This window comes from Acinetobacter sp. YH12052 (assembly GCF_013419835.1).
Taxonomy (GTDB): Bacteria; Pseudomonadota; Gammaproteobacteria; order Pseudomonadales; family Moraxellaceae; genus Acinetobacter; species Acinetobacter amyesii.
Genome location: NZ_VOZI01000009.1, coordinates 44,178 through 69,341, shown reverse-complemented (window position 1 = coordinate 69,341; position 25,164 = coordinate 44,178). Strand labels below are relative to the sequence as shown.

Genomic DNA, 25,164 nt, shown 5'->3' with positions numbered 1-25,164 from the left:
TGAAATGAATAATAAATTAGATTTAGAAGTTTTTAAATCAAGGTGTGCTTGTTTAACTGAAATTTTATCTTCATATAGAGAAGGTTTGCTTCTATTAGAATCATGTGATTTAAAAGATTTTCATAATACTTATATCACTGATGAATTTATGAGGGAATTAAAAGTTTTATGTGAAGGTATATATTCATATTTAAACATAAATAAATCTAAAACCCAATATAAAAGTATTTTGGGGTCATCAAGTATCTGCATTTTATATAAAAATGTTGAAGATTCGGATGTTATAAATAAAGAAAAACAACTTTTGATTAACCAAAATATTTTGAAAATTTTTAATGTTGTAAATTTTTTAGTTGGGTTGATGTCCAATATGGAGAACTCTCAAGCTAAAATTGAAAGGCTAAACTATAATTTCTATCTAATTTTAAAAATGATGGAAAAAAGTTTTAAAGGTTTTCTTTCTGAAGTTTTACCTATAATTTCTCAATATTTTAATCATCTTATTGAGTTCGATCATACGGCTAAGACCATTAAAGAATTCAATACTTATGCAAAAGCCCAAAATGTACATGTCATAGCAGTCTGTAAGGATCTTGAAGTTAAGGTTTCAAAAAAGATAGTTAAAGCTTTAACAAGGTATTTAGATGAGTACAGGATCGCAGTTGAGGATATCTGTTATCGCCATAACGTAAGAATTAAAAGGACGGATGAGATTGAGAATATAGACGATTTGGATGTTGATCCGCAGACATATCATAATCCACCTTTGGTCACCGAGAGCCAGTTTGATTACTCAGATGACAAAGATAACATTGATGATGAAGTCGATGAAGATAAGACTTCTAAGCAGTATGATTATAATCTAAATGAAGATACGCGTAGACTAGCACCATTTGTCTCAAATCAAAGATTGAATCGTCATATAGATAGAACTCAGCAACCAACGGTGAGTAATATTTACTATTTGGACATACCCTTATTAAAAATTGTAAACCAGATTTTACTTGACCAACTTCATGAAAACAAAGATATCATGGAATCTGCAAAAGCAGCTTGTTGCTTGATGTCAATCTTTACGGGGCAGAGTGCCGTTATATTTCAAGATATCGACCAATTGCTAAAAACTAAACAATTAAAACGTAGCTCCAATCGTGCCTATTATTTGTGGATCGTTGATGCAAATGTAAATAAAAATTTGAAAGGTCAAATTGCTAAAAAAGACAATAAATATAACGAGCATACAACTTGGGCATTTCAAATTCCTGCTATGTGGATTGATAGAATTAGAGAGGCTAACCTTTCCAATCTAACGAATACAGATTTCGAAAAGTCTTTATCAGAATGGTTTTATCATCGTCGTATAGGCCCGATATCAGTTACTTCAATTGCTTTACAACTTTCCTTTCATTTGAACCGAATATGTAAAGATGATCTTACGAAAAATTTCTTAATCGGTAGACAGGTTTCACATCAACCTGATCTAGCGTATGGGGGATTTTCTTATAAACAGTTAAATGAGGTATATGAGCAGTATATATATCTATGGTTTCAAAATAAAAACGAGGTAAATGTTTTAGATCGTCCGCAATTTATTCAAGTAGAAGAGCAAGCCCGCGTAGGAAGTCAGCGTGTATGGTCATTTGATAAAGCGAAAAAATTCTTAAATACATTAAACTCGAAAGTTGTGCAAGTTTTAAAAGAAGAACAAGACATTGCTGAAAAATTTAATACTTTCAGTGTTTGGATCTGGTTTTGTTGTTTATTGTCTTCAGGCGCACGTCCTGCTATAGGTGCATCTAGTATCAGAGAAAACTTTGATTTTATTACTAATATTGCATATATCCATGATAAGAGCAGTAGATCTCGTCCACATGGTCGTTATTCACCTCTGATCGAATTCGTTGTTAATGAGTTACAGCATTATGATGAATTTATCAAAAACATTAATGCCTTAGAGCTAGCTAATACAGCAGATCATATCTATTACCTTTCTTATTGGAAGAAAGGTTCAGAATTCATGAGCTTCACATTGGAGCCACTTACACAAAAGCATATAGCATCTTATTTATCAGAAAACTTTCCTGAAATTGATGAGTTATATCCCAATTGGACGCGCCATTTTGTAAGGAATTTTTTAGAATTGCCCGACGCGATTTTTAAGAGTTGGTATGCGCACGATCAACAAAATGAAATTGGATTTTCAAAATACTCATCTTTACAGCCTTATACCTACATGACTGATATTAAATATGCAGTAAATCATCTGTTCAAAAGGCTTGAATTAAAATCGGTGGTGGGCTAATCATGACAGATGAAGAGTTACAGCAAATTCGAACTAAGCTAGAGACTTCGGTGAATATTTTATTTGAAAAAATTTCAGGATTACTTATTCATGAGATCACGGAATCTTGTGGAAAAAAGAAACTCGATGATCAGATTCAAACTGAAATGTATATTGCTAGAGCCAAAGTCGAAAAACACTTTCACAATAGAAAAATCTCAAAAAAAGATTTAGAAGAATTAAGGGAATTTTGGTCTGAATTATGTGTGAAAAAAAAGCAAGAAATTGAGTCAAAAATTCCGTGGTTAAAGGATCAATATGAAATTAAGCTTATTCAAAGAGCATATTCAGCTCCAAATATTAAAGACATTGAATCAACGCAAATTAAGTTGATTAGAGGGCAAAGGTTACATGAGTTTAAGCTTAAGTTGCATTTCTTTTGGGAAGCTGAATTACCGAAAAGGCTTAAAACTGATGTTTTTAATGCTGATTTTACGGATGCGCAAAAGGAATTACTTTTTCGACAATTTTTAATGGCACTAATTATTGATTGTGGGTGTAGTCATAAAGAAGACTTAATGGCGATTTTAAAATCACTCAGAGCATATTTTTCAAATGATCAGTTAAAACCATCAGAATTGTCGAGTGGACTTGTATCCTTATATTGTCAAGGCTCACCAAAAACGGGTTACTTATATAATTATCCAGTAGAAAATGAGAAATATGCGAATTTAGTATATCTCGACAATCCATTTCAAATTAAACAAATTTATCTCACACCAATCAGCCTATTAATGATGGTGCGACTCGTTAATATTATAGAATCTGAAACTCAGGTTGAAAAACGTCAGAATGAGAAATGGCTCATTCACATTTTGGATGCAATTGATACTCAGAATGAAGATCACTTAGATCAATATATTGATTTGGCTATATTGGATGTTGATCAAAATAGTGTGTTGCGCAATTATTTTTCTAAGGAAAAATATAAGTTATTTGAGCATATCGATTACGTGCAGTATTTTAGTCAAAAGAATACGCTTGACGGTTTTACAACGGCATTATCTACGGGGACGTTAGACAGCGCTGCACTATCATTGTCAACCTTAAAAATGCTTGAGACACTTGATGCATTTAAAGACAAGAAATCTTTAATAAAGAAATCGATTACTTCCGAAAATAAGTTTGATGATCCGACCGATATTTATCGAAAGCCTAAGTCTGAAAATATCCAAAAGTTGAGCACAGGGTATCATTGTGCCGCAGAAATTAAAAAAGGATTGATAGGGCAATTTCAAGGTAGAAAAAAGACCGAGACAATTAAGCAATTGTCAGAAGATATTCAGTCACTTAAAGAAAGTTACAATAATCAGAAGTATGAAATAGCTAAAGATATTGCGCTTGTGAGTGTTCAGATTGCCTTGATGACATGGTATCGGGATTACCTCGTGAGTGGTCAATCTTCAAATGTTTCTAGAGCAAAAGACGGAATTGCACTGAGTTCCTTGGATACCTACAAATCATCATTCGCTGAAGATCTTTTTATGTATGTTGTTACTCATGACCTTGATCTTCTGAAGATGGATGAAGAACAATTTGAGGGAGCATATGAGTATATTTTAAGTGAAAAATTTATTGCTGATAAGCGACGACAACATAAAGCATCTAAAAATAATGTTAGGGAGGTGAAATATAATAGCTATGGTAAAGCTGTAAAAAATTTAAAAAAATTTCATAGCAGTTTAATTCACAATTTTGGTGCTCCTCGAGTAAATTATTTAGACCAGTTAAAATCTGATGATCTTCAGATGTGTAGAGCATCATATATAACTCCAGTGATGTGGGTGCATTTTAATAATTTGATTGATCGCCAAGTTGATTTGAGTAAAGAACAAAAAAGTATATTCAAAATAATTTGTATGCTTGCTTACCGCACAGGTTTAAGGATTGGTGAGATTCTTGGGTTAAGGCTGAGAGATTTGGCTATGACGGATTTGGATGTTAAAACAATTGGCTATGAGCGATATTATTATTTAACAGCCAGCAATCCTCAAGTTATTAAAATCTTTATACATAATAACTATCATCGTCAGGTCAAGACGACGAATGCAAAACGAGGAATTCGTCTTGATGAGTTGCTAACTGAACGTGAACTGAATGAATTTATTGGCTTAATCAAAAAGCATCTTAATGTAAAAGTTGATCAAAGAAGGTTGGGGGCAGAAGATTGTTTTATCTTCCAAGATGAATTTGGTCAAATTTTTTCATCTCGTTTTATTGGTGCTAAGACAAAGGAAATTTTTGATACTTTATTCAATAACGAACCACACGATTATTCCTTTCATAGCTTTAGGCATACTGCGACAAACAATTTAGCTTTAATTTTGAAAGGAAGTGAAGCGTTAATCAGGAGTTGGATTCGCTACTCACCTGATCAGATTGCCAAAATTAAAAATTATTTATTGGGTAATATGGACAGTATTGCTGGACGTCAGGATGTTTGGAAGATTTTGGCACATTTTATTGGCCATTCATCTATTGAGATGACAGCCAACTATTACCTGCATTTTGGTTCAATGTTAGTAGGGGATGCATTATGTCCAGATGAAAGTAAAATATCAGCAAATATTGTAAGAGCTTTACTCTCTTGCAGAATATTCAAGAAACAATTGAATACGTCTCAAATGAAAGAAAAGCTTGAATTAAAAGAAATCTTAGAGAAAATAGCCCCCAATTCAAAGATTATTCAAGAGGCAATATTTCCTGATCGGTGGCATACTCAGATATTAAAATGTGAAGATGTAGAGCAAACTGATAATGTAACCGAAAGGCTCAAACTGAAATCAGAATTGAATGATATTATAGATGTACTTTCAGGAAAAAATGAAAATCTGAAGTTGAAAGAAATTGGGAGAGACTTGGCCTCAAACCTGTATAAAAATAGACACTATCAACAAAAAAACGAAATTTCTAAAAGTAATCCTTTAGACATGCTGTTAAAGCATATCAATAGAAATAAGTCTGGAAATGTATTTAGCGAAGCTGATTTTGAAATTTTCACAGCTGTGCTGGATAGTAACTTTACGTTAGATTATTTTGAGCGCCGTATTCGTCTTATAGATGCTCATATGGAGGTGTATATCCAAAGCGAAGTAGAGTATCAGGAGTTTGATAAATTTTGTCGTGAGTTAAAATTTATATACAAGCAGTTTAAAGAAAAAATTAAAATACCCAAACGGTCATGGAAGGAAATTAAAGCTGAACTTGAAGCGGCTAAAAGTAAGAAAGGGGTAAGCTTAAAAATTAGTAATGACAACTATAAAGATAATACCTGCCAAAAAATCTTTAGTGATTTATTTTTAGCAGTCATCTATCGCCGTTGGAGTTTAGCCCAGATTAATGATTAATTACTGCGTTAAATAATTTAACAAGTTTAAGAATGTGATTTCAAAAAATGGAGACGGACTACATGAAGGATACCCATATAGATGTGGATCATTGTATTCAAGACGCTTTACAAGGAAATATCGTTTATTTAGACGATAATTTATATTTAGTAAGTGCTGAAACAGCCTTACAGCAAGTTCTTATACCTGAGCATGTTTGAGTTCGCCCACCATACTGGATCCTTGGATATGAGTTGCCTAGACCAATCCAAAATAAAGAGGCATTAGATTCAGCATTTGGATGGAATAACTTTTTTGCTGAATTTGCTAGCAATGCTGATGAATTTAAAGATTTAATCCTAGAAATGAGTAATGAACTTTTGTAGTGTCATACGCTATAGTTTTTAAATTCATCCTCATGAGCATATGATAACTTCAGTATTGACTGAATATTAAAGGACTATTTGTGAGTAGAAGTGTAAAGAAGCAACTCAGTTTCTTTTTAATCGTACTTTGCGGAGTGATTAGCTATAATTATGTAGCTACTCGCCCAGTAGAAAATACAGCGGTGAATTCCAACGTTCGAGAGCGTGAGCGAGCATTTATACAAAAACGCGCTGAATACATAAAAAATCACGGCGAGACCAGTATAGCTGAGCAAGAAATTAATAAAGAATTGGCACTCAGAAGAGGGCATTCTTTAATTAATAGTTCGTCTTCGTACCAGCGTGTTGAAGAGCAAGATCTTGAAAAATTTGTAAAGTGAGGTACATATTATGGTAGATCGAATTATTTCTAAAGATAATGCAAAAAAAGCCGGTGAATCCTCAGTAAAATATCAAAAAGTGAAATAATAATGGATGGTTATATCCAGGCTATACTAAATGGAGCTAATCAACTTCCTATGAAAATCGTCAGAACTGATCAAGATATCGTGGATTTTTTAGAGGATTGATTTTTAAGACATTATTTTATTTTTATTTGATCGCTGTGATTTTAATGAAGTATTGCGGGATCATTACTCAATTTTAATTTATGTCATAATTTATTAATCTTAATTTCTGTAAAAATCAAGGAAAAAATTAATGTCGAGAAAGGTAATAATGACTACAAATGAAAGACGTCTTCAAGCATTAAATCAAATGCGTGCTAGCTACCGTGGTGTACAGCTTTTAAGGCAAGATAGAACTAGATTTATGCAAGATGGGTCTATTGTTCAATCCAGCTTTTCTTCCACAAGCGATAGTAGGTATCCTGCATGTGATGAACTATCAATGGAAACGGATGATAGTGATGTGTTGAAAGAAACTGCTGAAGCTATGTACGCATCTACAGGTGATACAATTTGGTTAAGCTTTTAAATATAAAATTCAAGCGCCTTATATCGTTTCAATGAGCAGAGTTCAAAATTGCTTGAGTACGTCGTCAATTGATATTTCCTCTTCCACATAGAAAATACCATTTTGATCTGCTTTCATTTTTTTAATAGTCATACCTTCAAGCTTGGCAATCTCGATTAAATCGTCAAGTATTTGATCTGCAATTTTATTTTTCCAATCATTTTCTGGGTCTAAAGGATTCGACATGAGTTTCTCCTAGTTCAGATGTGGTATAAATTTCATTATCAGTATCGCAGAAAATTTGAAAATAAATTGATGTAGGGAATAAAAATGGCTGAATGCAGTTACGCCTATTGAAGAGCATGATGAGTTTTTATCTATCTGCGAGCTTTTGTAATTCATCTCTATGTTGATGAATTACACGTTTTAAATGATGTAATACAATACGTTGTGTTGCTTGGCTGTTGTCAAATACCATAGGTATAATTTCAATAATTGGGCGTGATCTTTGTTTTACATTTTTAAAATCTATTAGTCTTCTCATTTTTTTCCATAAAATTTTAATGGTGTGATGTAATTTTATACTAATGAGAACCATGAGCTAAAGTTTAAAAGTCCTAACTGTACTATTAAGTATCAAAAAACTATGTGACGTCACTTATTTTAGGTTTTGATAGGGCTGATACTTCATCATTGATATGGCAAAAAAATTTAAAATCGAGTTATCTGACGCTTTAAAAAGGTTTTAGAAAAATATATCTACTTAAATCTCGATGATAAAATTTTCTCTAAACCCATTTTTACCTTGCTCCTGAGAATACCCTAATGGATTGATCACTAATCTGCATCCATCGACTACTGTATCGACAGATGTATGCGTATGTCCTGAAATCCATAACTTAAAGCCTTTGATATCTAAATCATTAATAAAATAGGGGTTGAGGGCTGATGCAACAGGGTGCCTACCCCAATAAGGATCAAGACAGGCTAAATGAGGTGGAAAATGCGTAATAACGATCACATGATCTTGCCCTCTAAACTGCAAAATATTTTGATGATATTTTTTAAATAATTCTATGTAGTCATCGGCGGTTATAGGTCTATTTTCATTGCTAATCATGATTTGATCAAAATCATAAATCGATTGTTCAGCATCTTTTTGGGACTGTAAAAGTACCTCAGGAGATGTAAGTGGAGAATTGGAGCGAAAGTTCGTAAACAGCGTGCCACCTACAAATATTTTATCTTGAATTTTGATATGGTTGTCATCAAGTAGTGCATTTTTTGGGTAGTTTTCTTTCAAGAAATTCACGACTGAACTGTAGTTAGAGCTGTAGTAATCATGATTACCTAAAACAAAGATAAATTTTTTATTCAGAGATTTACATTTTTCGGCAAACTCAATTGCACCACTTAAGCGATTAGAAAAATCGCCAGCGTGAATAATGACATCAGCTTGCTCTGATATTGAATATTTAGAATTGTGAGTATCCGATAAAATTTGCAGTTTCAATCTACTTCCTTTATTAAATCACGCTGCTTAAATATATAGAGTTTCATTGCGATTAGTTTACAGCAACTAAATATTGTAGAAATTATAAGATACTTATCTGTATTCTTAAGCCTCTAAAAATATAGGTAATTATTTTTGAATCAATTGATTAAATATTGATCATAAAATTTGACCAATTGAATTTATGCACATAAGATAAAGATGTTACAGCAAAATCTGTGACCAGGCGTGGAAACCTGTTACTCAACGAACTAAAGAGTCGCTTTTAGTGGCTCTTTTGTGTCTACATGGCGCTTTTATGGTAAGCCAGGTAGGGCAGTCTTTGACTGGCCGTTTCGTTGAGCGGTATTTCCACACCCTATTTGGTTTGCCTCCATCTCGTGGAAAAGATGTTGGCAAACGACAATCTATCAACGAGGTTTAAAATGCATCTTTATATTATTTCTATCTGTTTTTTCTCTAGCAAAAAGATACTTCTGAGTTGATGAGTTTTTAATTCATTTATCACTGATTTTAATTTTAATTACTTCTAATTTCGTAATCTCACGAGATCTAGAGAAGTATTGCCTAGAGAAAATAAAATGGCTCGTACTAAGCTTTTAACCAATATTATTCAAAGAAAAATGATGCTGCTTGACGAAATGTCGCACTCAAATCTGCACCATAACTTTGAAATATCACTTTATGACTTCGCCAACCATGAGATCCTAGAAAAACTATATAAAGCAGACAATCAACGCTCCACAGAGTGTTGGAGCCCTGCTGAAATTCAGGAGTTTATTCTAAACTGTTTGAATGATCGTAATGTCAATTTATGCGTTCGCTATTGGAAAGATGCTGCTGGTAATATTTATATCATCGATGGTGGGCACAGGATTTCAATTATCTATGCTTGGATCAAAAGATACTTTATTGATGAGCAAGTAGCAGGAGCCCCAAAATTCACGGCACCACAAAAACGAGATATTCGTCAGATTCGTAATCGATTAGGTGGATTAGCTGATTTTCAAGAGTTATGTGGCGATTCTGAGTTTCAGCAAAAATTAAAATCAACCAAAATTAATTTTATTGAAGTCATTGGGACACCTGAGGAAGCTCGAAAAGCCTTTTGTTCAATCAATTCGGATACGAAGCGATTAGATCCAGATGAAGAATATCATTTACAAAATAGGGGGAGTGATGCTTTTTATGTGATTTATGCGTGTTGTTATATAAACGATAATAAATCCAACTTGGCTGAACTGAATTACGAGCGGATAAATGAAGTGATCACTTTGGGTGAGCAAATTCATGATCATCTTTTTAAGATAATACTTTTAGAGCCGGATTTAACACACGGTAAAAAAATCGGCTTGGTCAATGAACTCCTGAATATCATGTTTGGTGATACTTGTCAGAATAATGTGAGTATAGACCAAGGTCAGCGTGTAGAAAATTTAATGCTAAAACTTAGAGTTGTGCTGTGTCGTATCGCTACACCAGCAATTAGTATTCGGATTCCAAGTCTGGGCTTACACCCAAAACTATATTTTTATAAAGATAATCGTTTTCAAGTGACATCCTTTTTGGCCTGGTTCTCTATCGTCTGTGAAATTGAAGAAGACTGTTTTGAAATACAGAATAAAAAGATAGATTTTATTGGATTTACTCGAGCACGCCGTGGTGTTGAAAGTTTAATTGAAAAAATTCCTGTGGCCATCAAAGAAACTGTCGGTAAGTTTGGTAGCGGGATCAGATCACATGAGCGATTGAAGAACGTGTATCAAGCCTTTATCTGTATTGGACTCAATATGGAATTAGATTTTGAAGATGAAGTTTGTTTGAACACCGTCATTCTTTCGATGAGTCAATCATTTGATTATATTAATTTTAATGATTTTTACCTTGACCGTTTTGGTGGTGATTATGATGAGAGCATTGTGGATGATGTTGTTAGCTTTGTGAAATCAGTAAGACTAACAAAGAAGAAAAAACCTCTAAATTTTTCACTCGCGACCAAAAGAAATCTTTATCAACGTGAGGAAAGGAAAACATGGAGCTATTGTGAAGTATGTGATAGCGCTTTATACCTTGAATCGACTGAAGTAGATCATCGAGAATCGAAAGCAGAAGGTGGTTACGGTGTTTTAGAAAATGGAGCCATTATTCATCCCATATGTAATCGTTTTAAGTCAGATCGTGCTTTGGAAGAAGTAAGAGCAGATTTATTTGACTAAAAAGATAAGGGAGCAAATGCTCCCTTATTTTTTTGTTTTTTAGTAGACTGGGGTCAGTGTTTAGCCTAAGCAATCAATATGAAAACAATAGACTATTACAACCAATACGCAGATCAATTTTTACAAGCCACGTTGTATGTGGATATGGAAAGTCTATACCAACCATTTTTAGCTGAGTTGCCAGATTCTGCACGGATCCTGGATTTAGGCTGTGGCTCAGGGCGTGACACTTTGGCTTTTAAAAATAAAGGCTATCAAGTTGATGCTATCGACTATTCTGAAGTATTGGTCGAACGAGCGAGCCAACTGACTGGTATCGCTGTTCAGCAGCAAAGTTTTTATGAGCTTGATATACACGATGTTTATGATGGGGTATGGGCATGTGCCTCTTTACTACATTGTGCTCGTAATAGACTCCCTGATGTTTTAAAACGTATTCATGCTGCGTTACGCCGTGGCGGTGTGTGCTATATGTCTTTTAAATATGGAACAGCAGATAGAGTAAAAGGCGGTAGAGCATTTACTGACTTAAATGAAGAACAGGCTCAGGAATTGTTAGATCGGTTGAATGGGGTTAGGGTATTAAAACAGTGGATTACAGTAGATCAGCGACCTGATCGACAAGAAAAATGGCTGAATGTACTTTGGAAAAAACATGCCTGACTTTATTCCTACTGCACAAGAACAACTTAAATTTCTAAAAAATATTCAGCTGATTTTACAGTCGGGTAGTTTTAGTAGCACCTATAAATTTGCATTGCTGATTAGCCTAAGCCGATTAGCTATTGAAAAAGGTGAAGATTCAGGTGAGAGTCTATCACTCGAATATACGGATATCGCTGAGAAGTTTATCGAGCTATATTGGAAGCAAGCAGTACCCTATACCTTTAATGATGAAGGGCAGCTGATTTTAAATCAGAACAATGGTAAGCAAGCTGCCATTGTGAATCGCATTATACAGCTTCGGCAAAGCTACTCTTCTTTGGGGTTATTAAGACGAGATTCATTGGTGTGGTTGAAGCTCGTTAAAGATGTCGCTCGCACTGTAAAAGACATGCCAGTCCGCTACTTGCAAAACATCAACGGTCAAAATTTTGAGTTTTTATATCAGCTTGATCGGTGTGGGAAGCAGCTCATCCTTTTGCCTCAAGTCATGTTTTGCTTACGACAATTCAGTGAAATCATCGAAGAGCTTTGCCAGAAACGTTGGATTGACTATATCCGTAAGAACAGCAGCAATGCACCTATTTTGAATCAGTTGCCGAATCTTGAACAATTCATGTTTGAGCCAAGTCGGAACCAATTAAATGCTGTGGCTAATGTGTTGGTCGAGCTACAGAACTGTAAATGCTTCTACTGCAATAAACCGATGCGCAATGGCAATTACGCCGTTGATCATTTCATTCCATGGTCTATGTATCCATCAGATACAGGTCATAACTTCGTGTTGGCAGATTCAAGCTGTAATTCTAAGAAAAGTAATCTACTCGCATCTGATGAGTTTTTGCATAAGTGGAAAGAAAGAAATGAAGAACAGGATTTGATCATTGTAGATCGAGTTTCTGTTCTTGGTTTTTTAACGGATAAAGAGCGGTCGCATAAGGTGGCGGAGTGGGCGTACGTTCAAGCAAAAAATAATGGATATATTTACTTCAGCTCATAATTGAAGTTGTTAAGTTAGGGTTACTGCTTACTCGACATTTCAATATTTAAGCTATCGATTAAGAAGTTTTCTTGCTTTAATAAAAAAAGTTTTAATAAAACTATTTACAAAGTGGTTTGCGAGAGCTACTATTTGCTTCAGGAAATTTAAAAATAGTTTTTTTAAAACTATATTTGGAGTAATTATGAAACTAAATGAAATATGTTCAAGTATTACAGTTGGAATCAATAAATTCAATGATACTCATGAAGAGAATTTAATCCAAGTCAGTTTATTGACAGGTCAAAGCCTAAACGATAAAGGTTTTCTGGATGTAAATACTCGTACAACGAAAACAGTATTTGTCGATGAGGAGCTTATTGAAAAAAAGAAATTAAAAGAAGGTGACATTGTTTTTTTATCAAAGGGCACAAATCTACGAGCTTCAATTGTGACTGCGGAACAGGAAAAATTAAATTTATTTGCTCCTGCAACATGTCTAGTCATCAAGGTAGATTCGGAAGTTGCTTTACCAGAATTTTTAACTGTTTTCTTAAACAGTAAATATGGTCAAGCAGTGCTCACCAGTCTGAATAAGGGTACTACGATTATGAATATCCCTGTGAGCAGTCTAAAGGATATTGAAATTTCAGTACCAGACTTAGGCATACAGCATAAATTGGCAGAAGTATTTCACAAAAATAATCAAGTCTTGCATGCAATAGAGCAACTGAAAGTTCAACAAATTAAAGCAACCAATGCCGCTTTTCAAAAGTTGATGGCCTAAATAGGAAATTAAAAATGAAAAATACAATCGAATATTTAGATGCCTTATCGACTATGACAGGCATGATGACACGTAGTGCTGCATTAGAACTATTTACTTTGATTGCTTATCTTGTAAAAGAGAATGGAGAAGAAAGTAAAAATATCCTTTTATCAACACACGATAACATCTCAACTTTTATTTCTGATTTTGTAGCGGAAAAAGAATTTCACTGGTTTTCAAAGGATGTAATTCGTTGGAACGCCAATCAGCTTGTGAATATTGTTCAGGTGTTTTTAAGCCTGCGGGAAGAGTGTTCGAATAATCAAAATTATGGTGAAAAAGCTTTTGACGTATTAAAAGCTTTTGCACTTAATTCAAATAAAAATGGGGACATGTTTAATATTGATTCACAAAATATTCTAAATATATTCACATCTATTATAGGGTCTGTCGAAGACAAAACACTTTACGATGGGGCATGTGGTCTAGGATTATTAGCACACGAGCTTAATACTCAAAAGCCTATATTACGTGATATCAATGAAGCAACAGTAGGGGTGACAAAACTGCTTTTTGCCTTAAGTGAAAAAGAGGCAGATATTCAGCGGGCAGATTCATTAAGTGAAGGCTCTTCAAGCTATGGTGTTGATCTTGTAGTGAGTACGCCACCAGTCAATATGAGGGTCTTAGAATCCTTGGTAGCAGGACAAAATTATTTAAAAGAATTATTTATTACTGCTCGTATTCCTACCAGTGCATCTGAGAGTCTGTGGATTCAACAAGCACTATATAACTTAAATGCGCATGGTAAAGCATACCTTCAGATTATCCCTGGCTGGCTATTCAGAGGTGGGTATGATGCAGAGTTGCGTGAAAAAATAGTGCAATTAAATTGGGTCGAAGCTGTTGTTTTACTTCCTGCTGGTATTTTGACTGATTCAAATATTGAAATGAGTTTACTTATTTTAAATAAAGCCAAAGCTAAAGATACCATTCGCATGGTGGATGCACGAGGTTTAGGCGAGCGTCAGCGTAGAAAGCTTCATTTAAGCCTGAATGATGCACAGAAAATTAAGGAACTGCTCACTGTTGATCAGGAGAATGAGTGGTCAAAAGATGTCACTATCCAACAGGTCAAAGCCAATAAATATAGCTTACACTGTAAGGAATATTTTGATGTGCATATTGAAGTTGAGCAGTTAGATCTTGAGCATGAGCTCGCAGTACTGCAAGAAAAGCAACGTCAGTATTTGAGTGTGAAGGATGAATTTAATCAGCTCTTAAACAACATTTGAATGAGTAATCTTACTTAAATAAATGTTACTCATATCACTGAATTTAGATTTAAACATTTGAAACAGATTTCAGGTGTCAGAGCGGAGTCATGATGAATCAGCTCTCACCCAAACGTATGTTCACTAAAAAATTAACCGCATTTCATCAAACAGTACCGATTACTACACAGCAGGCAAATAGCCTATTAGAAAAAGCGGATAGAGCCCTACAGCCTTTAATGGCAGAAAAATCTAATTCATATTTAATGCCAAATGATTTGTATTGTTCATCTATGGTACTAAATTTATCCACTAAATAAGCTATAGGCAGAGCATGGTTAACGTGCTCTGTTTTTTCATGAAAAACGATAAAGTGGTTTATTTATTTCACATTTGTTTTGGTAGAAGTGGCTAAAAACATGCATTAATAAATGTTTAAATGTCAGTTAAAAGAGAGATGTTATACTTAGTTCAATTGTCACCACCTTTAAATGAAATTAGCGCGTTAACTGTTTATTTTATGGCTAGGATCAATCCATAAGCCTTGAAGTTAAAGAATTATTGGGCTTTGTTGCAAAATACTTAACTATATGATTATATTTATTTTTGTTAAAATTTTCGAAAACCCATAGGAAATCAGTATTTTGCAAAATATTTTTGCAACAGCCATTCTGAATTAGACTTATGTACAAAATATTTTTCTTAATAAAAATAACGTGAACTGATATGCTTATTTTAAGGGGAGCTTTGTATAAAAGCATAATAAAGTACAGATAGTTGTAAATAATATGATGAATTTAACTGAGTCTCAGTTTGATTTTTTAAAGGACGTAGATCCTTTGATGCATGCTTTATTAGTCAGTGCGGAAGCAGCATACTACACAGCACCAGCGCATACACTTGTACAAACCCGAAAATTTGCTGAGATTCTGGTTAATAAAGTAGCCCAAGCCAATCAAATTGGAATCTCTGAACAGGCAGATTTTCTCTCCCGTATTCGTTTACTTGAGAATAGACTCAAGCTGAAAGCTGACTTTATCTCTGTTTTGCATACCTTGCGTGTTAATGGTAATAAAGGTGCGCATGATGCCGAAACCGATCATAGTGATGCTTTGACTTCACTAAGGTTGTCGTATCGAATGGCACAGTGGTTATATATTCTGACCACTCAAAAAACCAAATTGTTCCCTGAGTTTGAAGCACCTGTCGACCCAACGCTTGAAGCACGGCGCATGCGTTTTGAATTGATGGAGCTACAGCAGCAGTTGCGTACGGCACAGGACAAGCAAACTGTTCACTCAGATATTCAACATAAATTGGCAGAACTAGAAGCAGAGAATCTACAGCTTAAGCACCAGCAGCAAGTAGAAGCACAAACCCTACAGGCTCAACTCGCTGCCTATGAAGCAAAAGTAAAAGAGCTGGAACAGCAGGCAACCATGCCTACTTTAGAGACACCTATTGAAGATGAGCAATTGGATATAGCCAATGCTTCATTTGAATTGTCCGAGGCTGAAACACGAGGGCTCATTGACCGTCAGCTTCAGCTCGCAGGTTGGCAGGCAGATACACAGCTTTTAAGGTATAGCAACGGCGTTCGCCCGCAAAAGGGTTTAAACCTTGCAATAGCAGAATATCCGACGTTACTGGATGGTGAAGAGGGTTTTGCGGATTATGTACTTTTTGAAGGCTTAATGCCTGTTGCAGTGGTTGAAGCGAAGAAGCAGAACAAAACCGTCAGTCAGTATATTCGTCAGGCGGAGCGTTACTCACAAGGCTTTCTATTTGCGTCTGATTTAGACAAGCCCTATAAGAATACGCCGTGGACATCTGAGGAGAAGGTCTACCACATTCCTTTTGTGTATGCATGTAATGGTCAAAAGCAGTCTAAGCGTTTAGCTGATGAGGGCGGAATCTGGTTCCGTGATGTACGACATCCATCCAATATTTCTAAGGTATTACAAGGTTTCCATTCCCCAGAAGGGTTGAAGTGGAAACTTGAGCAGGATATTGAACGTGCAGATGAATATTTAGAACAGACCGAGATCCTGCCATTCAATGATCGTTCCTATCAGCGTGAAGGAATTAAAGCGGTTGAGCAAGCAATTGCCAAAGACAAGCAACGTATTTTACTGGCTATGGCAACAGGCACAGGTAAAACGCGTTTAGCGACTGGCCTAATGTATCGATTAATCAAAAGCCAGCGTTTTAAGCATATATTGTTTCTGGTTGATCGTTCTACTTTGGGCACACAGGCATTTGATGCATTTGGTGCTGAAGTGATTGAGCAAGGCCAAACCCTGACACAAATCTATACGGTTGCCGATTTAGGTGTAGATATTACTGAACGTCCTGAAGTTCAAGTTGCTACAGTGCAAAGCTTGGTACATCGTCTGTTTAACAGTGATGCACCACTGCCAATCGATTTTTATGACTGTATCATCATTGATGAAGCACACCGTGGTTATACCCTGGATAAGGAAATGACCGAAGGTGAGGAAACGATTCGTGATGAAGCACAGTATCTATCTACCTATAAGCGTGTTATCGACTATTTTGATGCCACCCTGATTGGTTTGACTGCAACACCTGCACTACATACAACGGAGATTTTTGATAAACCTGTATTCACCTACAGTTTTACTCGTGCTGTAGAAGAAGGCTATTTAGTCAACTATGACAAACCGATTCGCTACATCACCAAACTTAGTCAGGCAGGTATTGAAATACCTAAAGGAACAAGCGTTCAGGTGATGACTAATGCCACTGGGCAAAAGACCACGGCGCTGATACCCGATGACATGGATTTTGATGTCGCAGACTTTAACCGACGCGTGATAAATGAAAGCTTCAATAAAGTCATATGTCAGGCATTGGTAAAGGATCTGAACCCGTTAGGTGATGAGAAGACCATGATTTTCTGTGTGACGGATCGTCATGCGGATCAGGTAGTAGCATTGTTAAATGAGCTTTTCAAAGAGAAATATGGGAAAGACTGGAATAATGATGCTGTGGTGAAAATCACAGGCAATGCAGATCAGCCGAGCAAACTGGTAGAGAGTTATAAAAAGAATAAGTTCCCGAATATTGCTGTCACTGTAGATCTGCTGACCACAGGTATTGATGTACCAAAAATCTGCAATCTGGTGTTTATGCGTAAAGTCCGCTCACGTGTACTGTTTGAACAGATGCTCGGTCGTGCAACCCGGTTATGTCCTGATATTGGTAAAACAGAATTCCGTATATACGACGCCGTAGATATTTTTGCGACCTTGCAAGCGGTGAATACCATGCAACCGATTGTCGTGCGTCCAAATATCAGCATTGATCAGTTGATTCGTGAGTTAAGTGATCCTGAATTGATGCAGAAAGCTAAAGCAATCAATGTTCCTTGTATTGATGAAGTCAAGCGTACGCAAGCGGATATCGTTCTCGATGAATTTATTCAGAAAGTGACCCGTATTTTAGGTAAGGCTGAGAAGTTTAAGCATCATCCTGATCAAGGCAAATTGCGTGAAGCACTTGGAAAAATCAAAGAAAACTTCGGGGTTGAGTCCTTTAAGCTACCTCAGATGCTGCGTGCTAAAGGTATTGATGATCTTGGTACTTGGCTACAGCAAAACAGTGCGATTTTAGAAGCACGTTTGGCTGAGGTTCGTAGTGCTCTCGGCACCTTGGATTTACCGATTATCTCGGATGAGAAAGATGAACTGATTGAACGTATCGTAGATACGGCACATCAACAGCCTGAAGATTATCTGGAATATTTCGATAGCTTCGTTAAAACAGCCGTGAATGACAATGCAGCTATCAAAGCGGTTGTTACACGACCATCAGATCTGACTCGTGAGCAGTTGCGAGAACTGGAAAACTTGTTGACTAGCAAGGGCTTTACCCAAAGCAAGCTAACCCAGGCACTAGGTGGTAATGAGTCAAATCAAACATATGCTTCACAGATCATCTCTATGATTCGCCGTTCAACATTGGGTGAGGAAATCTCATCGGTGGAAGAACGTTATCAGCGTGGCCTAAACAAGATTCTGCAGCAGCGTGCATGGACGGAAGATCAAAAGCAATGGTTGGCACGTTTAACCCTGTTTATTGCCAAAGAGGTGGTGGTCGACAAGAATATGATTCACCATCAATTTGCCAAAGACGGCGGAGTGAAACGGCTGAGCAAGTTGCTTGATAGTGACGTTGAAAAACTGGTCGATGATATTCATGACGGATTGTGGCAGGCCTCTTAACTGCTACAATCCACCCGTAATAAAATTTCTATATTTTTCACATTTTCTGATGAAGTGCAGCACATGACACAAAATGATATTGTCCAAAAACTCTGGAATCTTTGCGACGTATTAAAAGATGATGGGATTAACTATAGCGACTATGTGTCTGAACTGGTGATGCTACTCTTCGTCAAAATGGTCGATGAGCTGGATGACGAGTTTTCTACACTTGCCAAGATTTATCCTGAACAATATAAATGGTCGCATTTTAAAGATCATAACGGCATTGAGCTATTAAACTTCTATAAGCAAATGCTCTTGGACTTGTCTCAAAATCAGAATGAACTGATTGCATCGATCTATGCCAATGCTCAAACCCGCTTACGTGAACCACGCCATTTACAGCAGTTGATTAATGAATTTGACAAGCTGGACTGGTTTAGCATTAAAGCGGATGGACTAGGTGATTTGTATGAGGGCTTGCTTGAGAAGAATGCGACCGAAACCAAATCAGGGGCAGGGCAGTACTTTACACCACGTCCATTGATTAACTCTATAGTACATTGTATGCAACCAAAGCCAAGTGAAGTGATTCAAGATCCTGCATGCGGTACGGCGGGTTTCTTAATTGCTGCGGATGCGTATATACGACAGCACCATGATTTGTATGCATTGACTGAACAAGAAACTCAGTTCTATACTTTAGATGCTTTTGTTGGTGTTGAGCTTGTTCCGAATACGCGCCGTTTAGCACAAATGAACTGTTTACTGCATGATATTGGTGGTGAGCAAGGTGCAATAAAGCTGGGTAACTCGCTTGGTCCTGTAGGGCAGGCGTTGCCAAAAGCGGATGTGATTTTAGCCAATCCGCCATTTGGTACGTCTAAAGGTGGTGAGGCAAGTATTACGCGTGATGATTTACCATTTAATACCTCAAACAAGCAGTTGGCATTCTTGCAGCACATTTATAAGAACTTAAAACCAGGTGGTCGTGCTGCCGTGGTTTTACCAGATAACGTGCTGTTTGAAGCTGGACAGGGTACAGCAATTCGTCAGGACCTGATGAACAAATGTAATGTGCATACGATTTTGCGTTTGCCGACAGGGATTTTCTACGCGCAAGGCGTAAAAACCAATGTGTTGTTCTTTACCAAAGGAACAGAAGTCAATCCGCTACAAGATGAAAACTGTACGACTGAGACATGGGTATATGACCTACGTACTAATATGCCAAGTTTTGGTAAGCGTACACCATTTACTGAAGCGCATTTAAAAGGCTTTGAAACGGTCTACGGCGCTGACCCTAAAGGTTTGTCACCACGTACTGAGGGTGAATGGTCTTTAACTGAAGAAAGTCAGGAGCAAACCCTTGAGAACAGCCGTTGGCGTAAGTTTAGCCGTGAATGGATTAAGGAACAGAAAGGTGATTCTTTAGATATATCATGGTTAAAAGACAATGACGCCGTGGATGCTGCAAACTTACCTGAACCGCATGTATTGGCAAGTGAGGCAATGTCTGAATTAACTCAAGCTTTGGTTGAATTAGATGCATTAATGAAAGCTTTAGGTCAAACCGATGAAGCCAATACGCAAAAGCAATTGCTTGCAGATGCACTAGGTTTAAACGCTGAGGAACAGGCATGAGTTTAGATAATTTGCCTGTTGAATGGTTGAAATCTTCATTTGCTAATTTAAATGATTATCGAGCAAATAATTTTAATCCTTTGAAAAATGATGAAACGTATTATGAGCTTTATAGTGTTCCAATTTTTCCACAAGGTTACCCTGAAATACTACAAGCAAATGAAATTGGTTCTTCAAAGCAAATCGTAGAAAAAAACGATGTTTTACTATGTAAGATTAACCCAAGGATTAATCGTGTTTGGCAAGTTAGTAAATATACAGATTATTTAAACATAGCCTCATCTGAATGGATCGTTTTCAGACAATGTAATGTAGTACCGAATTTTTATCGATATTATTTTCAAAGTTTAGAATTCAGAAATCTACTATGTGCAAATGTTTCAGGGGTTGGTGGGTCATTGACTAGAGCACAGCCTAAACATGTTGCAACTTATGATCTACCAGTACCACCATTAGCAGAACAACAAGAAATCGTTCGTCAGCTTGATGTCATGCTTGCTCAAGTGGAGCAAATTAAAGCCCGTTTAGATGCTATTCCTGCCATTCTTAAGAAATTCCGTCAGTCGGTTTTGGCGGATGCGGTGAGTGGTAAATTGACGGAAGAGTGGCGAGAGCAAGAGAAGATAAAACCACAAATAAAAGAATTGCAAGATTTGAAAGATAGTCTGATTAAGAGCAAAGAAATCAAAAAAGACTTAGAAGTCATAGGAGCTGAAACTCTATTTGAAATACCTGAAAACTGGGGAAATCTAGCTTTACAATCTTTCGCTTCAAAGATTACTGATGGTGAACATAGCACACCTAAGAGAGAATCTGCAGGTCATTATTTACTATCGGCAAGAAATGTTCGTGATGGTTATATTGATGTGTCGAATGTAGATTATGTTGGTATAGAAGAATTCTCAAAGTTAAGAAAACGTTGTGATCCAAATAAAGGTGATGTACTTATTTCCTGTTCAGGTTCAGTCGGTCGTATAGCATTAGTTGATAAAGATGATGAATATGTCATGGTTAGAAGTGCTGCATTAGTAAAGACGTTAGACTCATTCATAGATAATAAATTCTTAATGTATGTCTTGCAGTCACCATATTTGCAAAAGCAAATTGATGAAAAATCTAAATCTACGGCACAATCAAATCTGTTCTTAGGTCAAATTAAGGAATTATCAATTCCTTACCCTAGTTTAAAAGAGCAGAAAGAGATTGTTCAGCAAGTCGAAAGTTTATTTAAAAATGCTAGTCTAATTGAAACGGCAGTCCAATCAGCTCAAAAACGAGTGAATTTGCTGACTCAATCTATTTTAGCTAAAGCCTTTAGTGGTGAACTGACTGCCGAATGGCGTGAACAGCATCAAGAACTTATTACAGGCATAAACAGTGCTGAAAGTTTGCTTGCTAAAATTCAGGCGGAAAGGGAAGTTAGTAAGCCAGTGAAAAAGGTAAAGAAAGTTAAATAAACTTTTCAACATTTATTATTTTAAGACAGATTTTAAAGGTACTCGAAAGAGTACCTGAGCTATATTAAATTTATATGAGGGGTGTAATGGAAATTCTTTTTTTTATAGGAGGGTTCTTCTTACTATTTATTTTAATAGCGCCTCTAATTAATGCATTTGGTTCAAATAGTCCTCATAAAGACAAATCTCAAGCTGAAAAAAAAGAGCAAGCTTTAAAAGATATCAAAAAAAACTATAATACGAGTAAAGACTTACTGTTTAAAGGACTACAGGCAATACATGAGGGTGCAGCTCAGTTAGAAAAACTTACAGCAGAGTGGGATGATAAAGCTGATAAATATCAAAAAGAAGAATATGAAAAAGATTATCATCGCATGAAAGCGGTGTGTAAAGAGCAAAATAATAAAAGAAAAGAAGTGGGTTTAGAAGAAGTTTCTCTGGTAGAATTTTTTGAATATAATAAAGATTATCAGGAGCGAGCGCGTAAAGAACTTGAAGCTTTAGAGGCAAAAAAGCGTGGAGAACGTCTAGCTTTACTTATAGAAAAGCATAATAAACTTGAAATTGAATCTAAAAATAAAGAATTAAAAGCAAAAGTTGTTTCCGAAGAAAGTTTAAAGAAAAGCCACTCTACAAGAGTTGATAATGAGAGTAAAACTCCTCAATTAGCACCCCAAAATTGTCCACCTATACCGGCTACATCTAGCCAAATACTAGACATTAAGCTAGATGCCCTGCCGAAAGGATTGGTTGAGTTTATCTATATTCGTTATTATTTGACAGGTGAAAAATCGCTACCAAAACTGAAATGTATATACGACAGTTGGGAAAAAAGTATCTATGCAAATTCAGAGCTGAATGAAGCGCAATGGAATAAGATTATTGAGCAAATGTCATTTAACCCCTCTAAATTGAAAAAGATAGATGCCATTTATCACTTTACACATAAGGATAATTTATTGTCGATTTTGACAAGGGGGTTATTAACAAAGAAAACATTAGATGAGCAGCATTTAGAATATAAATATAATGATGAAAATCGTTGGGATGGTGTAACAGATTCTGTTTCACTTTCTTTTAGTCATCCAAATTTTAAAATGTTTGCCAAATATTCTAGAGTAACGGGTAAAGCTGATTGGATTGTATTAAAAATATCTCCTGAGCTTTTAACGGGCAATAAAAATTTAAATTTAGTTAATCTGACTAATTATGATTACTTGGATAAAGCGATATTTAATAAATTTAATGCTGCATCTTTTAAAGTTAAAAACTTAAGTATTCCTGAACGAAAGACACATCATGCTTTTTTAGATATGTTTGAGTCGAATATAGGAATGACATTGGAAACCTATACCTTTGATAATCAGGCTGAAATTCTTTATCAAGGAAATATCCCCAAAGAATTTATTCAAGAGATTCATGTGATTGAAGAAGATCCTAATTTATCATGGGTAGATGGTTTAGGCTTTAAGGTCAGTATTAACAAAACAGTATTTGAGAAAAGATAAGGAAGTCATCATGGCAAAAAGACCAGTATTTGTACCTAAACTGGACGGCGCTACGCTTGTAGATATTGTCGATGTTGAATTTGAATGGTTTGCTGGAATGCACTTCACACAAAAACAAAAGTCGATCCGATCCTTGCATGAAGCGTATCGTACGCAGAATCCAGAAGCCAAGATTCTAGAGATTTCGAGCAAGTCTGAAATTGAATTAGGAACGCAACTCAGCGCTTTCAATTTGATGTTTAAAACCAAGAGCGGTAAAAACATCAGTGTTGAGAGCATCTTTCAATCATCCAAAGTATTTTCAGAAGGTGGTCCGTTTAAGGACATTATGGATATGAGTTCACGAGATGCGAAAAAGGATGAGCGCCTTAAAAATTCAGGCAACTTGATTGCTTTTGAATATCGAGACACACGTTGGCAACTTGAACCTAAAACAGCCTTTTACGATTGGATTTATTTGAATGCACTCAATCTGAATGATGACCTAAAGCAACAAGCACTTGCATATGATGCATTTACTGATATTGAGTTTAACCCGCAAAAGTCGATTAACTGCCAAGCATATTCAATTGCTTTGTTTGTCGCTTTGACGAAACGTAATCTTTTGGTGGGTGACACAATTCCACCTAAAGATGAATTTATTAAACTTGTTGAAAAGTTTACGATTAAAAATACAAGTGATGGTGTATTACTTTAGATTGGCTATTCAAATTGAATAGCATTTCCATAGATGTGAAATAAATAATTTCAATTAACTGTGTCGTATATACAGAAAATGAGAGGGAAAATGAGACCGATTGGCTTAGACCGTAAATCTAAAGATTACTTAGATACTTTAAACATCGACCCTCATTATTTTGAAGAGAGATTCATACCTATCGAAACATTAATAAAAGCGAATCTTGCATTTAAGACGAAACTTGAAAACTTTAAGCAATTTATTGACTGTTTAAGTGCAGATCGTTGTTTTTCTCTATGGATATGGGAAACGGAAGAACTCCTTGCTCAGTCTGAAGAAACGCTTCGCCACTTTTCACAAGACTATATTTCTGAAGATTCTCTAATTGAAACACATTATAAACTCGCAGAAAAAATGTGTGAGTTAACAGAGCGTGTTTACGAAGGACATTGGGAATATGGCGTTGCAAGTGAAGTAGACCAACAATTTAATGATTTGACTGAATTATGCCGTCGTATTTGGTCCAAAGAAAGTAAGGCTTGGCTAACATTGGCTAAAGCTTGGAAAAAAATTGATATTCATCTAATAGTCCATAATGATGAATATGTTTGAAAAGGAAAATATGGATGAACCAAAGTATTGAAAATAATTTATCCCAAAAAGAATATCCATTTACCTTATACACAGGTCAATCACAAGTTATAGGTGCTTTATTGACCTTGAGTCAAAGTACAGTAATTAGTACCACATCAAGTGACGAAGTGCCCAATCTTCAAACTGATCTGATCGCAGCGTTATACGGATTACATTTTAAGGTTAAGCCTTTAATTTTGAATACGGCGCTGCAAAGCTCAAGTACATCAAAGCAGCTCATTTGGGTTGAACAATCTCAGAACATGAAGGCAGATGAATTTGATGCAGCCTTGAATAAGATCATCCAATATTTTGAGATTGATCCATTCTGTACAATTCGTATAGACAATGAGAAAGCTGAAGTTTGTATAAGCCAGCAACAACAGCAATCTCATTGCCATATACCGACCGATCAGATTGAGCAGTATCTACAAGAGAATTTTTACAATTTATGTTTACCGTCTGCTGGTCAGGCCTATCTGGTTGAACTCGATGCTGGATATATGGGGACTCTCGAACCGCAAACAAACTTAGGGAAAGTAGCAAGAGATCTTCGAATTAAAAGTGTCCTTGAAAAAATGAAATAATAAAGA

Annotated in this window: 20 protein-coding genes; 18 read left to right on the top strand and 2 right to left on the bottom strand. The window is 35.9% G+C overall.

Translation table 11 applies throughout. The features are described 5' to 3' along the window. Window positions 1-4: 4 nt before the first annotated feature. From FTU06_RS08435 to FTU06_RS08415, 5 genes are all read left to right on the top strand, one after another. Window positions 5-2,302: a hypothetical protein gene (locus FTU06_RS08435; protein ID WP_180146019.1), complete on the top strand. Its 2,298-nt coding sequence runs from the start codon at window positions 5-7 to the stop codon at window positions 2,300-2,302. 2 nt (window positions 2,303-2,304) lie between these two features. Then, window positions 2,305-5,688, top strand: coding sequence for a site-specific integrase (locus FTU06_RS08430; protein WP_180146017.1), 3,384 nt, complete (start codon window positions 2,305-2,307; stop codon window positions 5,686-5,688). A 62-nt stretch (window positions 5,689-5,750) separates the two neighbouring features. Further along, a complete protein-coding gene (locus FTU06_RS16865) occupies window positions 5,751-5,888 on the top strand; it encodes a hypothetical protein (protein ID WP_257234349.1) in 138 nt (45 codons plus the stop codon). Window positions 5,889-6,133: 245 nt separating this feature from the next. After that, on the top strand, window positions 6,134-6,433 hold the full coding sequence (locus FTU06_RS08420) for a hypothetical protein (protein WP_127800599.1): 300 nt from the start codon (window positions 6,134-6,136) through the stop codon (window positions 6,431-6,433). 337 nt (window positions 6,434-6,770) lie between these two features. Continuing rightward, on the top strand, window positions 6,771-7,028 hold the full coding sequence (locus FTU06_RS08415) for a hypothetical protein (protein ID WP_257234347.1): 258 nt from the start codon (window positions 6,771-6,773) through the stop codon (window positions 7,026-7,028). Between the two features lie 42 nt (window positions 7,029-7,070). On the opposite strand, the gene FTU06_RS08410 is transcribed toward FTU06_RS08415, so the two are convergent. Further along, window positions 7,071-7,253, bottom strand: a complete 183-nt coding sequence (locus FTU06_RS08410) for a hypothetical protein (protein ID WP_005236300.1) — start codon at window positions 7,251-7,253, stop codon at window positions 7,071-7,073. 517 nt (window positions 7,254-7,770) lie between these two features. After that, a complete protein-coding gene (locus FTU06_RS08405; protein ID WP_180146012.1) occupies window positions 7,771-8,520 on the bottom strand; it encodes a metallophosphoesterase in 750 nt (249 codons plus the stop codon). A gap of 581 nt (window positions 8,521-9,101) precedes the next feature. On the opposite strand from FTU06_RS08405, the gene FTU06_RS08400 reads away from it, so the two are divergent. The 13 genes from FTU06_RS08400 to FTU06_RS08340 all read left to right on the top strand — a co-directional run bounded on the left by FTU06_RS08400 (window position 9,102) and on the right by FTU06_RS08340 (window position 25,158). Continuing rightward, window positions 9,102-10,736 (top strand): HNH endonuclease, encoded by a 1,635-nt coding sequence (locus FTU06_RS08400; RefSeq protein WP_180009560.1) that lies wholly within the window; start codon window positions 9,102-9,104, stop codon window positions 10,734-10,736. Between the two features lie 78 nt (window positions 10,737-10,814). Next, window positions 10,815-11,399, top strand: a complete 585-nt coding sequence (locus FTU06_RS08395) for a class I SAM-dependent methyltransferase (RefSeq protein WP_180146009.1) — start codon at window positions 10,815-10,817, stop codon at window positions 11,397-11,399. After that, on the top strand, window positions 11,392-12,399 hold the full coding sequence (locus tag FTU06_RS08390; protein WP_180146007.1) for an HNH endonuclease domain-containing protein: 1,008 nt from the start codon (window positions 11,392-11,394) through the stop codon (window positions 12,397-12,399). Before FTU06_RS08395 ends, FTU06_RS08390 begins: the two co-directional genes overlap by 8 nt. A 184-nt stretch (window positions 12,400-12,583) precedes the next feature. Further along, window positions 12,584-13,165 carry a restriction endonuclease subunit S gene (locus FTU06_RS08385; RefSeq protein WP_127799124.1) on the top strand — a complete coding sequence of 194 codons (582 nt, stop codon included), beginning with the start codon at window positions 12,584-12,586 and terminating at the stop codon, window positions 13,163-13,165. Between the two features lie 14 nt (window positions 13,166-13,179). Continuing rightward, window positions 13,180-14,442, top strand: a complete 1,263-nt coding sequence (locus tag FTU06_RS08380; RefSeq protein ID WP_180146004.1) for a class I SAM-dependent DNA methyltransferase — start codon at window positions 13,180-13,182, stop codon at window positions 14,440-14,442. A gap of 89 nt (window positions 14,443-14,531) precedes the next feature. Next, the gene (locus FTU06_RS08375; protein ID WP_180092344.1) at window positions 14,532-14,741 is read left to right on the top strand and encodes a hypothetical protein; all 210 of its coding nucleotides are present in this window, start codon (window positions 14,532-14,534) and stop codon (window positions 14,739-14,741) included. A gap of 468 nt (window positions 14,742-15,209) precedes the next feature. After that, window positions 15,210-18,668 (top strand): type I restriction-modification system endonuclease, encoded by a 3,459-nt coding sequence (gene hsdR / locus FTU06_RS08370; RefSeq protein WP_180146001.1) that lies wholly within the window; start codon window positions 15,210-15,212, stop codon window positions 18,666-18,668. 63 nt (window positions 18,669-18,731) lie between these two features. Continuing rightward, the gene (locus FTU06_RS08365; RefSeq protein ID WP_180145997.1) at window positions 18,732-20,294 is read left to right on the top strand and encodes a type I restriction-modification system subunit M; all 1,563 of its coding nucleotides are present in this window, start codon (window positions 18,732-18,734) and stop codon (window positions 20,292-20,294) included. Continuing rightward, the gene (locus tag FTU06_RS08360) at window positions 20,291-21,751 is read left to right on the top strand and encodes a restriction endonuclease subunit S (protein ID WP_180145994.1); all 1,461 of its coding nucleotides are present in this window, start codon (window positions 20,291-20,293) and stop codon (window positions 21,749-21,751) included. The genes FTU06_RS08365 and FTU06_RS08360 overlap by 4 nt, the downstream gene beginning before the upstream one ends. Window positions 21,752-21,837: 86 nt before the next feature. Next, entirely contained in the window at window positions 21,838-23,259 is a 1,422-nt protein-coding gene (locus FTU06_RS08355; protein ID WP_180145991.1) for a DarT ssDNA thymidine ADP-ribosyltransferase family protein, read from the top strand. 10 nt (window positions 23,260-23,269) lie between these two features. Then, window positions 23,270-23,956, top strand: a complete 687-nt coding sequence (locus FTU06_RS08350; protein ID WP_179996625.1) for a hypothetical protein — start codon at window positions 23,270-23,272, stop codon at window positions 23,954-23,956. Between the two features lie 90 nt (window positions 23,957-24,046). Then, a complete protein-coding gene (locus FTU06_RS08345) occupies window positions 24,047-24,550 on the top strand; it encodes a hypothetical protein (RefSeq protein ID WP_180145988.1) in 504 nt (167 codons plus the stop codon). Between the two features lie 14 nt (window positions 24,551-24,564). After that, entirely contained in the window at window positions 24,565-25,158 is a 594-nt protein-coding gene (locus FTU06_RS08340) for a hypothetical protein (protein WP_257234346.1), read from the top strand. Window positions 25,159-25,164 lie beyond the last annotated feature (6 nt).

Bases quoted from the DNA above. Each gene is read 5' to 3' on its own strand.
- FTU06_RS08435 (WP_180146019.1), top strand. From the start codon at position 5: ATGAATAATAAATTAGATTTAGAAGTTTTTAAATCAAGGTGTGCTTGT.
- FTU06_RS08430 (WP_180146017.1), top strand. From the start codon at position 2,305: ATGACAGATGAAGAGTTACAGCAAATTCGAACTAAGCTAGAGACTTCG.
- FTU06_RS16865 (WP_257234349.1), top strand. From the start codon at position 5,751: ATGAAGGATACCCATATAGATGTGGATCATTGTATTCAAGACGCTTTA.
- FTU06_RS08415 (WP_257234347.1), top strand. From the start codon at position 6,771: ATGACTACAAATGAAAGACGTCTTCAAGCATTAAATCAAATGCGTGCT.
- FTU06_RS08410 (WP_005236300.1), bottom strand. From the start codon at position 7,253: ATGTCGAATCCTTTAGACCCAGAAAATGATTGGAAAAATAAAATTGCA.
- FTU06_RS08400 (WP_180009560.1), top strand. From the start codon at position 9,102: ATGGCTCGTACTAAGCTTTTAACCAATATTATTCAAAGAAAAATGATG.
- FTU06_RS08395 (WP_180146009.1), top strand. From the start codon at position 10,815: ATGAAAACAATAGACTATTACAACCAATACGCAGATCAATTTTTACAA.
- FTU06_RS08390 (WP_180146007.1), top strand. From the start codon at position 11,392: ATGCCTGACTTTATTCCTACTGCACAAGAACAACTTAAATTTCTAAAA.
- FTU06_RS08385 (WP_127799124.1), top strand. From the start codon at position 12,584: ATGAAACTAAATGAAATATGTTCAAGTATTACAGTTGGAATCAATAAA.
- FTU06_RS08380 (WP_180146004.1), top strand. From the start codon at position 13,180: ATGAAAAATACAATCGAATATTTAGATGCCTTATCGACTATGACAGGC.
- FTU06_RS08375 (WP_180092344.1), top strand. From the start codon at position 14,532: ATGATGAATCAGCTCTCACCCAAACGTATGTTCACTAAAAAATTAACC.
- hsdR (WP_180146001.1), top strand. From the start codon at position 15,210: ATGATGAATTTAACTGAGTCTCAGTTTGATTTTTTAAAGGACGTAGAT.
- FTU06_RS08365 (WP_180145997.1), top strand. From the start codon at position 18,732: ATGACACAAAATGATATTGTCCAAAAACTCTGGAATCTTTGCGACGTA.
- FTU06_RS08360 (WP_180145994.1), top strand. From the start codon at position 20,291: ATGAGTTTAGATAATTTGCCTGTTGAATGGTTGAAATCTTCATTTGCT.
- FTU06_RS08355 (WP_180145991.1), top strand. From the start codon at position 21,838: ATGGAAATTCTTTTTTTTATAGGAGGGTTCTTCTTACTATTTATTTTA.
- FTU06_RS08350 (WP_179996625.1), top strand. From the start codon at position 23,270: ATGGCAAAAAGACCAGTATTTGTACCTAAACTGGACGGCGCTACGCTT.
- FTU06_RS08345 (WP_180145988.1), top strand. From the start codon at position 24,047: ATGAGACCGATTGGCTTAGACCGTAAATCTAAAGATTACTTAGATACT.
- FTU06_RS08340 (WP_257234346.1), top strand. From the start codon at position 24,565: ATGAACCAAAGTATTGAAAATAATTTATCCCAAAAAGAATATCCATTT.